Source organism: Mobilisporobacter senegalensis (genome assembly GCF_003752155.1).
In the GTDB taxonomy this organism is placed as follows: Bacteria; Bacillota; Clostridia; order Lachnospirales; family Lachnospiraceae; genus Mobilisporobacter; species Mobilisporobacter senegalensis.
The window spans coordinates 76345-89680 of record NZ_RJVG01000008.1 but is presented as its reverse complement, the minus strand read 5'-3'; the positions used below and the strand labels follow the sequence as shown (position 1 = coordinate 89680).

Here is a 13336-nt window from a genome sequence, read left to right as displayed (position 1 = left end):
CATCTAATATAATCAACTTTAGTGATATAATTATTTAATAATTGCAAGTCATTTCATGGAACATAATTCAAAGAGCAAGAGTTTTTAATAACAGTTCTAATAATACTCTTGCTCTTTGTTCAGTCTTGTGTATTAAATTCAACCATATTGCTGCGAAAACGCTTTGGTAAATTATTTCGTTGCAACCTGTAATTTTTTCGTTCCTCTATTCCAATGGTATCAAAAAATGTTTGCCAAAGAGCACGAAATTCTTCTTCCTCAGGGGATAAATTACTTAACTTATCCACATCCAGTTCATTGGCATAGGTAAAAATCCACGGATAACCACTTCTATGAACAATTGCTGATTTTCTCTTTTCATCATATATGATGAAATTCTCATTATTCAGACGATCCGAAAAATGCGGAGCGATCAGCCGTAATATATCATTCTTAGGATTTATCTTAGAGAACAGTATATGATTCTTACTTTCTGTAAATCGAATAAATCCTAAAAAATGATGTGTCTCATAGAATACATTCCGATTCATATTGAACATCTTGATCACTGTATCATTGCTGTGAAGGTTTATTACTTTTGAACCAATGTGAAAGCCTAGTATAAGGAAACGATAGATCACATCTCCTTTATTCTTTTCATGGGACCAGGCCGCCTTACATACCATGTCAAAAGCTTCTTCTGAAATTTTCTCCTTTATGGATCTTGCCACTTTTCTTATCTTTTCTTCATCCGGTCCCACATCAATATATTCAGAGAATAGTTCTAATTCCATTTCTTCCCCCTGGACCTGAATTCTTACATTGTCATGTCCATATCTGCTATCCCAGGCATCATAGATGGCAGTAAAAATTCCATCAACACTATCTTCACACATAAAAATCTTCTTAGTGATCATAAGGACATACTCCTAACATTCATGATACCGTTCATTGAACTAAACTTAACATCATCAAATAAAGATAATTGTTTATAAGAATTGCTTCCATCAATACCTAATGGTAGTTTTTCTTTTAAACTAATCAATTGATTGGTAATATAGTTCTCTTCAACCTTTACTGGATATAGCATCTTGCCATTACAAGTTATAAAGTATAATGCTCTCTTTAAAACAACTCCTATTTTCTTTAGATCATCAAATTTAAGGTTGGCAAGCTGCCTTGCTTTTACTATCCTCTGGGCTGACTTCACTCCGATTCCAGGAACACGAAGTAAAGTGAAATAATCCGCTTTATTTATCTCCACTGGAAATTGTCCTAGATTTCCTAATGCCCAATTGCATTTTGGATCAAGGAAGACATTAAAATTGGGTCTCTCTTTAGAAAGTAATTCTGATGCCTGAAATCCATAAAACCGCAGTAACCAATCCGCCTGATATAATCTATGTTCTCTTAGTAAGGGAGGCCCATCAGGCAGAGCAGGCAATAAACTGTCTTGATTCAAACTAATATATGCAGAGTAGAATACTCTTTTTAAATCAAATTTCTGATATAGTGCTTCAGCTACTGAAATAATTTCATAGTCACTTTCAGGTGTAGCTCCAATGATCATCTGGGTACTCTGGCCTGCTGGAACAAAACCTCTATTAACAGATGGTGGTTTCACAAGACCAAAGGACGCAGAGGAATTTCTGGCAATGATATTTATATTCTCTGATTCTTCTTGAGTTTGTAAACCTCCAGAGTATTTCTGTGGCAATTGAATTAAGCTATTATTTTTAGTCTCATGAATACTATTATTCTTTGGAAGATTCCTATTATTATTCTGTTTTATACCATAGAAATTAGATCCGCTCAGAGCTTCTTGAGTCACTTGGTATGCTGACTTACCAGCCATCTCATCCCTGCCAAGCTGGATCTGCTTCATTGGCCTTAAAATAGTCTTACGTGTTTTATGAGGAGCTAATGTCCTTAATCCTTCCGTAGTAGGAAGTTCCAGATTCACACTCATACGGTCTGCATACCACCCAGTCATCTCAACCAGAGTTGGATCTGCGCCCGGGATAGCTTTACAATGAATATATCCATTAAAATGATATACTTCCCTAAGCATCTTAAGAGTCTGGCAGATCAATTCCATGGTATAATTGGGACTATTCAGTACTCCGGAACTTAAGAACAGACCTTCAATATAATTTCTTCGATAGAATTCCATGGTCAAAGAACATACCTCTTCCGGAGTAAAGGATGCCCTGACAATATCATTGGAAGCGCGATTCAGACAATATTTACAATCAAAGATACATTCATTGGTAAATAGTATCTTAAGTAAAGAGATACATCTTCCATCACTGGAGAAACTATGACATATGCCTGCTGCTATGGAGTTCCCCATACTTCCCGGTGTTCCTTTACGATCCACTCCACTTGAAGTGCAGGCTACATCATATTTCGCTGCATCTGATAAAATCTCTAATTTTCTTTCAAGAGACATATTCTCATCATAAATCACATTCATTTTGCCATCCCTTTCCCTGAACATATGTTTGCTTTTATTTTATCATTAAGTCAATAACAAATCAAGGAATTTTTAGAACATTTGTTTGTGATTTTATTGGAAAATTATATTTAGCTTACCATCTATATATTTTGCACCAGTAATATCTTTATTCTTTAGTTTATCCGGTAATATAAATTTTCTTCTCTCATTTTTAATAATAATGAACAGTTCATTCCCTTTTTGAAAAACATCCAGATCTTTTTTATCAAAGAATGGAATGTCTATTATAAAACAATCATTGTCTTCCATCTTAGCAACCGCAAAAATTTTTCCCTGAAATAATATATTAAAAGGATTTACATTTTCATAAAGTTTATCCCCTGCTATTTGTAAACACTTTAACGTCCTTAATTCATTTTTTAAAAATTCAAGATAAAAGATTGGTAATCCGGTAAAGCTTTCTTTTATATCAAGAAGGGATTCTTTCTGGTTTTGTACCCATTTATTAAAATATCCGGAAAGAGAGCTTTGGGGATAAATTTTATTCACTATAATAGCATCCACATTATAATCATATAAATGAAGATATGCGAAATTACGTTTTGCTTCTTTTACCACGATTTTTTCTGGAGTGGTTACGATACGAATGCTTACCACCTCTTTATTTCCCAGAAGTTCTCTTAATCCCAGTAATTTTTCATGTAAGATTTCTATTTCATCAAAGATACTATCTTTTGGCATTGGTATTTTCATTAACTTTTCTACTGCCGGACCTGCCACTTTTACTGCTTTACGCTTCATTGGTATCAGCTTGCTTATCCAGTCACCAAACATTTCAGGATATTTAAGCAGTGCCAGGGTTTCTCCTGTAGGGGCACAATCTACGATTAATACATCATAAATATTCTTATCATAGATATCTTTTATCTTAAGCAAGGAGGTTAATTCTTCAAATCCGGGAAAAACTAATAATTCTTCTACTTCTATACTTTCTCCACTTCTGGAAGTTAAAAGCTTCTTCATATATTCTTTCAGATTTCCCCATGCATTCTCGCACTCCCTTACCCCATCAATCTCCATAGCATATAAATTATCTGCTACTTTTGTTGGTTCATAGGTTAATCTATGGTCTATGGAATCTCCAAGACTATGTGCCTGGTCTGTACTTATAATTAATACTTTTTTACCTGAGCCGGCAATCTTACAGGCAGTTGCTGCCGCTACACTGGTTTTCCCAACTCCGCCTTTTCCTGTATATAGAATAATGCGCATATCTTTCACCTCCTAAACTAATCAATCTCTACTTTTTGCACTTTAGTTTTTGTTTCTTCACTATCTTTCTGAGCCCTAGTATCTGTGAAGCCGGATAAAATACATTCTTTTAATACATCAATAATATTATTCTCCAGTTCATTTATATGATCTGCCATCTTTTCAGGCATAATCTCTTTCAGAGCTTCATACTCCATTTTTTTTGCCTGAATCATTTTTGTTACAAATTCGTGATTCATATTAGTTTTCCTCCTTTTGCTCTACAAATTGAATTCTAAGTATACTTTCCTCAAGTTTTGCGGAGGATACCTCATAATTGCGAAAAATACCTGGCAGTGGAATACATCGCTTGAAATTACCAATGCGCAGAATAATCTCTTTTCCTGTTTCATATATTTCAATCTCTTCTTTACTTAGGCAGGGTAAATTTACAGATAGCAGATATCCCTCTGTATTTTTTTCATACACTTCATTTGGAATAATATTTTTTATTTCAAATAAATTATCATCGTTAAAAACATCCAGAACTAAACGGTCAATAGCCTGCATTCCGTTAATATCAATGTCATACCATTTAATAAACCCAATAGGAATATTACCAAAGATATTTTTCAATTCATTTATATACTTCTCCTGCAAAAGTATCCACTCATCAAAGAATGTGTTATCAATGTCTTTTGGCAGGATGCGATTAATAAAAAGCCCATCTACATTATAGTTATATAAATTTAAATACATATAATTTCTCTTTGTCTCTTCTACCACCATCTTCTCCGGTATGGCTACCAGACGAATACTGGCGATATCCTTATTTTTAAATAGTTCCTGCAGTCCGGTCAGCTTAACATATAGTTTCTCCATGTCGTTCATTGCCTTTGTATCAGGCAGTTCAATTTTATAGAACTTCTTTCCTACCGGTCTAAGCACTTTCATGGCTACTTTCCCAATTGGAAAGAATTTTTCAACATACCAGGAGAATAGTTCAGGGAACTTAAGAAGGGACAATGTTTCTCCTGTAGGAGCACAATCCACGATAATGACCTCATACCAGTTACTTTCGTATAGTTCTTGAATCTTAAGGAGTGAAAATAACTCTTCCATACCAGGAAACATTTCGAATCCACTCAGATTCCCATCTCCATCATCCAGTTCCATATCTGGTATCATCTTCTTTATTGACGTGAGTAAATCAGTAAAATCATGTTCCATTTCGTAATTAGGATCAATCTCAAGTCCATACAATCTTTCTTCAATTTTAGTTATTTCCTTTCCAATAGGTACCTCAAACAGATCACTTAAATTGTGTGCCATATCGGCACTTACAATTAATGTTTCTTTTCCCATAAGAGCTGCTTTTCTTGCATGAGCTGCAGCCACGCTGGTTTTCCCAACTCCACCTTTTCCTGTGAATATTATGATCCTGCCCATTCCAATCCTTCTTTCTATATTTATTCTTCCACCGAATAGTTCACTGTTCGAACTATTTGTTCTAAAGATAGAGAAATGTACTGAAACATTTCTCTATCCTACTCGATTGTAATCCTTTTTACCTTTTTAATGGAACGTTGTTCCTTTTCCACTAATGTATTATCTTTAAGAATATCAAAAACTTTATTGATAATATGAATCATATTATCTAATTCCTCATCGGAAAGTTTTGATACTACCATCTGAAAATAATGCTCTAGTTCTTTTAACTGCTCTTTCACAAATTGTTTTCCAGAAGAACTCATAGTCACATATACAATTCTTTTATCATTCTTGTCTCTTTCCCTTTGAATCACTTCCCGTTTTTCCAGACGACTTACAATACCTGTCACTGTGTTAAGAGGAACACTCAGGTAATCTGCTATCTCTGTCATGTTTACCTGACCTTTTCTATAGATAAGAAAAAGAGCAAATGCCTCATTTTTAGAATAATCTAAAAAGGTTGGATTCCACTGTTCCGGAAAGAATAATAATTTACATTGATCAACGAACTGAAAAATGATTTCTTCTAATGGCTTATCTTTTATATTCATAATATCAACTCCATCAATACTTCGTCGCTCGAAGTACCTTAATGTTAATCTTATTTGATATAATTGTCAAGTAGATTTATTTAATCTTCTCTGATGGAGTCTAATCTTTTATTATCTTTTTTCTCGTAATTCTCTGTTCCCTGTAATTCATAAACTACAACCGCAACCCCTCTTTTAATATTTTTAAACATCTTTTTTGCTGCATCCGGCGGCATGTTAATACAACCGTGGGAACCTTTTGTCAAATAGATATCCTTACCGAATTCATTCCGCCATGGTGCATCATGCAAACCGATATTTCCATTAAAAGGCATCCAGTATTTCACAGGAGTTGAATAATCTTCTCCATTTAAAGTAGCATCATTTTCTTTATATTGAATTGGATAAGTGCCTGTAGGAGTTCCATAATTTCTAGAAATATTACCGGATACAAAATCCGTTTCTAAAATACGCTTTCCTTCTTTATAGAAAAATAAGTGCTGGGCAGTTAAATTTATTTCAACATAAGTATCACCGATATCATCTTCTCCATATTGACTTGCTGTTTGAAAATATGCAGGCTCTTTTACTTCCTGTTTTCCTGCCAGAATCAATTCTGTTAATTCATTTGCTTCTTGTCCTCTATTTAACCACCATCCATAATCTCCTCCGCTGACTTTTATGGTTTCACCATATGAAGTCTTAAAAGTACGAACTCTTCCAAAAGAATTATAATTCTTCCCTATATGATCAACAAACTCCTTCACACCATCTTTATTTAGATGTACTACATATTTCTTATCTATAGAAATCCACTCACTGATCCGTTTGCCATCTACGACTTCCGTATCTTCCCCAAATTCATATGTTATTTTAGCACTTACTAATTTATTCATATCCTCCAGTGCTTTTAGCAATTTTGGATTTTTAGAATCCACCTTTGGTTCTTCATAACAACCTTCCTTATCCAAGGAAAGCACTGGCTCTAACTGGAAAACAGCCTCTTTGATTTTTTCGTATAATTTATCCTTTTTAACCTTGGCTCCTTGCTCTTCAGGTACTATTTCATATCCATTTTCCCCGTATTGGGAAATATGAGCATTTACAGGTTTTATTGTATTTTCCTTCGTCAAACATATTAATTGGTTAAATCGCTCTTTCAGCAGTGATTCATCATATTCAATCATAGTATTTACTTCTAATTCACGAGACTTTATCAGATATACCGGCCACGCGAAACCATCTTGTTCATTTAATAATTCTCCAAGCATTCCATCAAAAACGGCATATAATTCAAAATCTCCACCATATATCTGCTCCGATTTATTATTTCTCTCTTCTAAAGTTAAGATATAGGAATTTACCTGTTTATTAATGGCAATTTCAACCTGCTTCACAGTCATATTAGAGGCATTGACGCCATTAATCATTGTATTATTATAAAAATGTTTATTATAATAAATAGATAACAGAAAATATAATATCAATAATGGCAGTAAAAGACCGGCACCACCATAAATCAATACTTCTTTCCTTTTATGTTTTTTGTCTTTATTATCTTCATTATTGTAATCTGATGTTTTATTGATCATAATTGTCCTCCAAACCAAATAAAATCATGTACTTTCTTTTTATTTGGCGTAAACTGCAAATATAAAAAAGTTTTCACTCCTACTATCTTATAATGCAATTGATACCTTGAAAATATACAATATATTGTATCATATATGGGCTTAAATTATAAAACAATTTGATTACATAATCATTAAATCATTATTACATATAGTTACAAATTAAATATCATGTTTAAATATTATCGACATTTCACTTCCAGTATTTCTTTTAATGCACTTTTACTGCTGCTGTGGCTTCGAACTGTTTCAAAATTGTTTCTTTCTGCTTCACATAAAGCGCATCGAACCATCTTATGGGAGACTGTATTTGTAAATAATATCAGTAAATCAGGGCTGCCTATTTGATCTTTTAAATTTCCAGACATTTGTGTGAATATTTTTGCCTTACATTTATAATCTTTACAAATTTTTTTATATTCACACACCATTCGGTCGTGTCCTCCAATGATAACTACACTCATAATTACATTTCCTTTCTTTGTCCAAAATCTGTAGATAATTACATTTATAATATTTTCCAATTCTTTGTATTAAATAAGGTGTTGTAAATCAAGTAGATTTTTACAACACCCCTAGATCTTATTGCTCTGCCAGGGCTTTCCCAAGGTCATTGCAATTTTTTATTGCCTCATCATCAGGACTTTCTAATGTAATGAGACCTTGACCGTTTAAAATAACCGCTCCAGCTTTTTTCATACGTTCTTCCCAATCGCGCATCCATTCTCCATCACCCCAGCCATAAGATCCAAACAAAGCTATCTTTTTCCCTGAGACAAAAGTTTCAACTTCTGACACAAATGGTTCCATCTCTGCTTCTTCTAATACTTCATCACCCATAGAAGGACAACCTAGCGCAAACACAGATGCTGCTTTTAAATCATCCATGGATACTTTTGAAATTTCAATCACTTCTGCCTGTTTCCCTGCTAATTGAATCCCTTCTCCAATCGCCTCTGCCATTGCCTGTGTATTTCCGGTTTGTGACCAATAAGCTACAATTATTTTATCCATATTACTTCCTCCTTAAATTCTATTACTTTTTAATATTAAAAATATCTATATGATTCATGCCTGATTCCGACTAAGAGACCGCTACTAACTGATTCCGGTTCCGTAATGGATTCAAGTGATATTCATTCAAAATTCTTTGTATGCTCACTCCCTGTGAAACTAAAGATGTAACAATTTCTTTTGCATAATTATATTTTTTAAAGGTTTCTATGGCTTCTTCTAAGTTACTATATACTTTCCAATAGCCAATATACAGAAAATTTCTCCCTTCATTCTCAATAAATCCAATTACATCTTCTACTGGATATCCTAGTAAGAGTCCAAGCTCATGGGGAAAATCCCCCTTCTCTTTCAGATAGGTTGAATATCTTGAAGCAAATTCCTCTAAAATATATTCTAACTCCATACTTTCATATCCTGCATATATGAGATAATTTTGTATCTGAGGTTCATTTATGTACTTGACTAAATCTTCTTGTTTATATAAGAGAAATGTATTCCTCTCATCTATACCTGCTAAAAATTTCATGCTGATAACGGAACCTTCAAACAGACCATATATATTCTCTTTATAATCAACGGACGTAATCAACAAATTGGAAATTTTAATTCCTGTCAGTAACGGTGCGCATTGTCTTGCAATCTTCATATTAAGTTCTTTATTGTTTGTGCTTCCTAATGAATATCCATTTAAATACATAGATACCTCCTGTCTTTGTGGTTAGCCATTGCTAACTTTCATATATAATAACCTACAATTCCTTTATTATCAAGGCTCTTAAAGACTAATTTTTATCAATAAAGGCCACTGATATTTATTATCAACTACTATTTCTTTAAAAACTCTTTAATTCCCATATAAGTCTCCTGACTTATAATATGCTCCATCCGGCAGGCATCTTCTTCCGCAGTTTCTTCCGATACATTAGCAACTTTCATTAAGAATGAAGTAAGTATCCTATGCCTTTCATAAACGCTTTCTGCCTTATCTCTTCCTTTTTCAGTTAATTCTAAAAATCCATCTTCATCAACCGTAATATATCCATCTTCTTTTAAAAGTCCAACTGCACGGCTTACACTTGGTTTACTGAAATTCAATTCCCTCACCACATCGATAGATCTTACATTTCCCAATCTTTCTTTTAATACTAAGATGGTCTCCAGATAATTCTCTCCTGATTCATACATAATACATTCTCCTATTCCTGCGTCAAAAACGCGGTTAGCTTACGCTAACTATATTTATCTTAACATAAATTTATATAAAAATCAATTCTCTATTTATATACTAATCAATAAAAGATGCATTTTTAGGAATGGTATGGAATTTCTTCTTAAATGCTCTTAAGAAAGTAGTATAATTCTTGAATCCACTTTGAAAGCAGGCATCTGTTATAGAACTCCCATTTTGAACAAGGTTCTTCGCAAGTAATAAACGTTTTTCTGTTATATAATTGCCGATAGTATATCCTGTTTCTTCTTTAAAAAAATGCATCAGATAATAACGATTCAAATAAAACTGGGAAGATAACTTATCAATGGATAGTTCTTCCGTAAGATGTTCGTTAATATATTCAATAATTGGAATTAATTTTGTATTCCCGTTTACAGAATCTAAGTAATTGATATGATTGGATATTGCAGTCCTGTTTAATTGAATCATAAACTCCAAAAACAAGATTTTTTGATAAAGTTCATTGGCATATTCATTATCATTAAACGAATGTTCCAGTTCCTGACATACCTGATAGAGCTTGCTTTTATCAATGGAATGAATTCTAAGTACATTTGAATGTTCTTTCTTCGCTCTCTCAAAGCAATAATTTAAGTCATAATCTTCTTGTTTATATTTATTTAAAAACTGAGTAGACACATATATAATGATTCTTTCATAATCTGTATTATCAATGATACTTGGTCTATGAATTTCTCCTGCATTCACAAGAACAACATCATAAGGCTTAAGGGAATAATTCTTCCCTTCAATGGAATAATTTATATTTCCACTGATAAATATAATTATTTTGTTGAAATCATGATAGTGGAAATCAAATTCTTTCTTTTTGCTGTCAATAATATGAAACATTTCAAAATCATTATTTAAATAACCGATTTTTTCAACATCACCCATATATAACCTCCGGATTTATTATATCATGAACAAGTTCATGATCACTTAATATTAATAATATAATTATACAGCATTATTCGCAAGATTCATAGCATTATACTACTTTAATTATTAAATAATGTTGTATAAAATATAATTAGAAAGAGTTAGGGAGGGTTTTTATGCAACTTACAGGTGTTTGGCTACCAATAGTTACTCCATTTAAAGATGAAAAAATAGATTATAAATCCTATAAAAGACTAATCGATCATTATTCAACCAAAGGGATAAGTGGATTTATTCCATTAGGTACTACAGGGGAAGTACCTGTGCTAAACGATTATGAATTTCAAGAAATGATAGAAAAAACTTTAGATTATAACGAAAAGAAACTTCCTGTCTATGTGGGAGTGGGCGGAAATTATACCGCAAAAGTAATTGAAAAATTAAAAATTGCTGAAAAATATGATATTCAAGGTATCTTATCCGTCTGTCCTTATTATAATAAACCTAACCAGGAAGGTATTTACAGTCACTTTAACAGTATTGCACAATCAACAGATTTAAATATCATCATATATAATATCCCATATCGTACTGGGGTCAATATACAAAACGACACCATTCACAGACTTGCAGAAATTAAAAATATTGTAGGTTTAAAAGATGCATGTGGAGATATCAAACAGACAATGGCTCTGCTTATGGATCCTCCAAAGGATTTCTCCATCCTGACTGGGGAAGATATCTTCTTCTATCTGACACTGACACTGGGCGGCCAGGGAGGTATACTGGCATCTTCCCATCTTAAAACAGAACTCTTTATAGACGTTTATAATAAAGTAAAAGAAAACAATACAAAAGCAGCACTGGAAACCTGGAAGCAGCTATATGATTTTATACCTCTTTTATTCAAAGAACCTAATCCGGCTCCAATTAAATATTGTTTAAAGAAATTAGGGTTATTGGATTCTGCTGAACTACGACTTCCATTAATGGAGGCTTCTAAGGAATTAGGAGAAAAACTTGATCGTATCATATAAAAATTAGTTAACTATTGTCTGACTATATAATATAAAAGGACTGGGACTTCGCTAAATATGCGATGTCCCAGTCCTTTCATACTATTCAATGCTATTTAGAATATCTAAAATTGCCTTTTCCATTTCTTTCAGCTTAGAATCAGCTGTTTCCCTAGTATCAGCCTTCGTATAAATATATAATTTAATCTTTGGCTCTGTTCCAGATGGTCTTAAAGTATACCAGCATCCGTCATCGAATTTATATTCAATTGCATCGGTTTTCTCTATCGTGGTCTTACTTTTTTCACCTGACGCCAAATTGATTACTTCAGAACTTTCGTAATCTGTAATCCACACAAGATTTGAGCTTCCAATAGCTTTAGGGTTCTTCATACGATATTCCGTCATCATTCTTTTAATACGTTCCTGACCTTCTATTCCTTCTAAGACAATTGATATTGTATTCTCTCGATAATATCCATATTGTTCATATAGATCATTTAATACATCAATCAAAGTTTTACCAAGCTTTTTATAATATCCAGCCATTTCTGTTAAAATAAGAGTTGCTGAAACACCATCTTTATCACGTAAATAACTTCCTACATTATATCCGATACTTTCTTCGTACCCGAAAATATAAGTATATTCTCCTGTTTTATCCCATTCATTAGGCAAAGCACAGATGTTCTTAAAGCCGGTTAGAACATTGAACATCTTTACATTATAGGATTTAGCAATCGCACTTCCCATTTCACCAGTTACTATGGATTTGACCATCGCTGGATTATCAGGCAGACAGTTCTTTTCTGCCATAGATGTTAGCAGGTAATTAATTATTAAAACTCCTACTTGGTTTCCATTCAGCGCCTCAATTTTTCCATGATGAACCACTTCAACAGCAAGTCTGTCACAATCCGGATCTGTTGCAATTAAAACCTCTCCTCCTACCTCAAGGGCAAGTTGTTCCCCAAGGGCAAAGGCAGCATGATCTTCTGGGTTAGGATAATCAATGGTTGGAAAGGTTCCATCCGGATTTTCCTGTTCTTTTACTATATGAATGTTTGTATAACCCATTCTCTTTAGGACAGTACGAACCGGAATATTTCCTGCGCCATTTAAAGGGGTATAAATAATACAGATATCTTTATCTACTTCTTCCCTTAGGGAAACAGACATTGTTTTCTCGTAGAAGCTTTCATCTACTTCTTTATTGATTGTAATTAGCAATCCTTGTTCTTCTGCTTCTGAACTTGACAAATAGGTATCCTCTTCAAAAAGATCCATTTTTGCTATTTCTTCTAAAACCTGGTCTGCAATATCAGACTTAATCTGTGAGCCCTCCTGCCAATAAACTTTATATCCATTATATATTTTTGGATTATGACTGGCAGTTATATTAATACCTGCTGCACATTGATAATATCTCACTGCGTAAGATAATTCAGGCGTAGGTCTTAGTGAATCAAATAAATAAACTTTGATACCCATACTTGCAAGTATTCTGGCACACATACTGGCGAATTCCGGTGACATGATACGACAGTCATGAGCAATGGCAACACCTTTTTTAGCAAATTCTTCTCCCTGCTTTTGTATTACCTTTCCCAATGCCTTTGTCGCTCTTCCTACAACATATTTATTCATGCGGTTTGTACCCGCACCAAGGATTCCCCGTAAACCGGCTGTACCAAAAGACAAATCGCAATAGAATCTGTCCCGGATTTTTGCTTCATCTCCTTTGATATCTTCCAGTTCTTTTTTTAAATCAGCATCTATATCTCCATTTTGTATCCATTTTTCATATTCCTTCATATAGTCATTCATTATTTCACCTCGTATTTATTACA

The 13336-nt window shown here is 33.4% G+C and carries 14 protein-coding genes; 1 reads left to right on the top strand and 13 read right to left on the bottom strand.

Translation table 11 applies throughout. From position 1 onward, the window contains the following. Positions 1-119 precede the first annotated feature (119 nt). The 12 genes from EDD66_RS13280 to EDD66_RS13225 all read right to left on the bottom strand — a co-directional run bounded on the left by EDD66_RS13280 (position 120) and on the right by EDD66_RS13225 (position 10485). A complete protein-coding gene (locus tag EDD66_RS13280) occupies positions 120-896 on the bottom strand; it encodes a TIGR03915 family putative DNA repair protein (protein ID WP_123610078.1) in 777 nt (258 codons plus the stop codon). Further along, complete coding sequence (locus EDD66_RS13275) at positions 893-2455, bottom strand: putative DNA modification/repair radical SAM protein (RefSeq protein ID WP_123610077.1); 1563 nt, start codon at positions 2453-2455, stop codon at positions 893-895. The genes EDD66_RS13280 and EDD66_RS13275 overlap by 4 nt, the downstream gene beginning before the upstream one ends. 93 nt (positions 2456-2548) lie before the next feature. Next, the gene (locus tag EDD66_RS13270; RefSeq protein WP_123610076.1) at positions 2549-3709 is read right to left on the bottom strand and encodes an ArsA family ATPase; all 1161 of its coding nucleotides are present in this window, start codon (positions 3707-3709) and stop codon (positions 2549-2551) included. A gap of 17 nt (positions 3710-3726) precedes the next feature. Then, the gene (locus EDD66_RS13265; RefSeq protein ID WP_123610075.1) at positions 3727-3948 is read right to left on the bottom strand and encodes a hypothetical protein; all 222 of its coding nucleotides are present in this window, start codon (positions 3946-3948) and stop codon (positions 3727-3729) included. A gap of 1 nt (position 3949) precedes the next feature. Beyond that, positions 3950-5137 (bottom strand): ArsA family ATPase, encoded by a 1188-nt coding sequence (locus EDD66_RS13260; protein WP_123610074.1) that lies wholly within the window; start codon positions 5135-5137, stop codon positions 3950-3952. 98 nt (positions 5138-5235) lie between these two features. After that, positions 5236-5730: a MarR family winged helix-turn-helix transcriptional regulator gene (locus tag EDD66_RS13255; protein ID WP_123610073.1), complete on the bottom strand. Its 495-nt coding sequence runs from the start codon at positions 5728-5730 to the stop codon at positions 5236-5238. Between the two features lie 80 nt (positions 5731-5810). Continuing rightward, on the bottom strand, positions 5811-7301 hold the full coding sequence (locus EDD66_RS13250; protein WP_123610072.1) for a L,D-transpeptidase family protein: 1491 nt from the start codon (positions 7299-7301) through the stop codon (positions 5811-5813). A 221-nt stretch (positions 7302-7522) separates the two neighbouring features. Further along, positions 7523-7804: a DUF2325 domain-containing protein gene (locus EDD66_RS13245; protein ID WP_123610071.1), complete on the bottom strand. Its 282-nt coding sequence runs from the start codon at positions 7802-7804 to the stop codon at positions 7523-7525. A 118-nt stretch (positions 7805-7922) separates the two neighbouring features. Continuing rightward, complete coding sequence (locus EDD66_RS13240; RefSeq protein ID WP_123610070.1) at positions 7923-8354, bottom strand: flavodoxin; 432 nt, start codon at positions 8352-8354, stop codon at positions 7923-7925. Between the two features lie 70 nt (positions 8355-8424). Further along, complete coding sequence (locus EDD66_RS13235; protein ID WP_123610069.1) at positions 8425-9054, bottom strand: DUF3793 family protein; 630 nt, start codon at positions 9052-9054, stop codon at positions 8425-8427. A gap of 128 nt (positions 9055-9182) precedes the next feature. Further along, the gene (locus EDD66_RS13230; protein WP_123610068.1) at positions 9183-9542 is read right to left on the bottom strand and encodes a metal-dependent transcriptional regulator; all 360 of its coding nucleotides are present in this window, start codon (positions 9540-9542) and stop codon (positions 9183-9185) included. Between the two features lie 100 nt (positions 9543-9642). Further along, entirely contained in the window at positions 9643-10485 is an 843-nt protein-coding gene (locus EDD66_RS13225) for an AraC family transcriptional regulator (RefSeq protein WP_123610067.1), read from the bottom strand. Between the two features lie 161 nt (positions 10486-10646). Between EDD66_RS13225 and dapA the strand changes: the two genes are divergently transcribed. Continuing rightward, positions 10647-11507 carry a 4-hydroxy-tetrahydrodipicolinate synthase gene (gene dapA / locus EDD66_RS13220; RefSeq protein ID WP_123610066.1) on the top strand — a complete coding sequence of 287 codons (861 nt, stop codon included), beginning with the start codon at positions 10647-10649 and terminating at the stop codon, positions 11505-11507. An 81-nt stretch (positions 11508-11588) separates the two neighbouring features. Here dapA and EDD66_RS13215 read toward each other — a convergent pair whose 3' ends face one another. After that, positions 11589-13313, bottom strand: coding sequence for a phospho-sugar mutase (locus tag EDD66_RS13215; protein ID WP_123610065.1), 1725 nt, complete (start codon positions 13311-13313; stop codon positions 11589-11591). Positions 13314-13336 lie beyond the last annotated feature (23 nt).

Bases quoted from the DNA above. Each gene is read 5' to 3' on its own strand.
- EDD66_RS13280 (WP_123610078.1), bottom strand. From the start codon at position 896: ATGATCACTAAGAAGATTTTTATGTGTGAAGATAGTGTTGATGGAATT.
- EDD66_RS13275 (WP_123610077.1), bottom strand. From the start codon at position 2,455: ATGAATGTGATTTATGATGAGAATATGTCTCTTGAAAGAAAATTAGAG.
- EDD66_RS13270 (WP_123610076.1), bottom strand. From the start codon at position 3,709: ATGCGCATTATTCTATATACAGGAAAAGGCGGAGTTGGGAAAACCAGT.
- EDD66_RS13265 (WP_123610075.1), bottom strand. From the start codon at position 3,948: ATGAATCACGAATTTGTAACAAAAATGATTCAGGCAAAAAAAATGGAG.
- EDD66_RS13260 (WP_123610074.1), bottom strand. From the start codon at position 5,137: ATGGGCAGGATCATAATATTCACAGGAAAAGGTGGAGTTGGGAAAACC.
- EDD66_RS13255 (WP_123610073.1), bottom strand. From the start codon at position 5,730: ATGAATATAAAAGATAAGCCATTAGAAGAAATCATTTTTCAGTTCGTT.
- EDD66_RS13250 (WP_123610072.1), bottom strand. From the start codon at position 7,301: ATGATCAATAAAACATCAGATTACAATAATGAAGATAATAAAGACAAA.
- EDD66_RS13245 (WP_123610071.1), bottom strand. From the start codon at position 7,804: ATGAGTGTAGTTATCATTGGAGGACACGACCGAATGGTGTGTGAATAT.
- EDD66_RS13240 (WP_123610070.1), bottom strand. From the start codon at position 8,354: ATGGATAAAATAATTGTAGCTTATTGGTCACAAACCGGAAATACACAG.
- EDD66_RS13235 (WP_123610069.1), bottom strand. From the start codon at position 9,054: ATGTATTTAAATGGATATTCATTAGGAAGCACAAACAATAAAGAACTT.
- EDD66_RS13230 (WP_123610068.1), bottom strand. From the start codon at position 9,542: ATGTATGAATCAGGAGAGAATTATCTGGAGACCATCTTAGTATTAAAA.
- EDD66_RS13225 (WP_123610067.1), bottom strand. From the start codon at position 10,485: ATGGGTGATGTTGAAAAAATCGGTTATTTAAATAATGATTTTGAAATG.
- dapA (WP_123610066.1), top strand. From the start codon at position 10,647: ATGCAACTTACAGGTGTTTGGCTACCAATAGTTACTCCATTTAAAGAT.
- EDD66_RS13215 (WP_123610065.1), bottom strand. From the start codon at position 13,313: ATGAATGACTATATGAAGGAATATGAAAAATGGATACAAAATGGAGAT.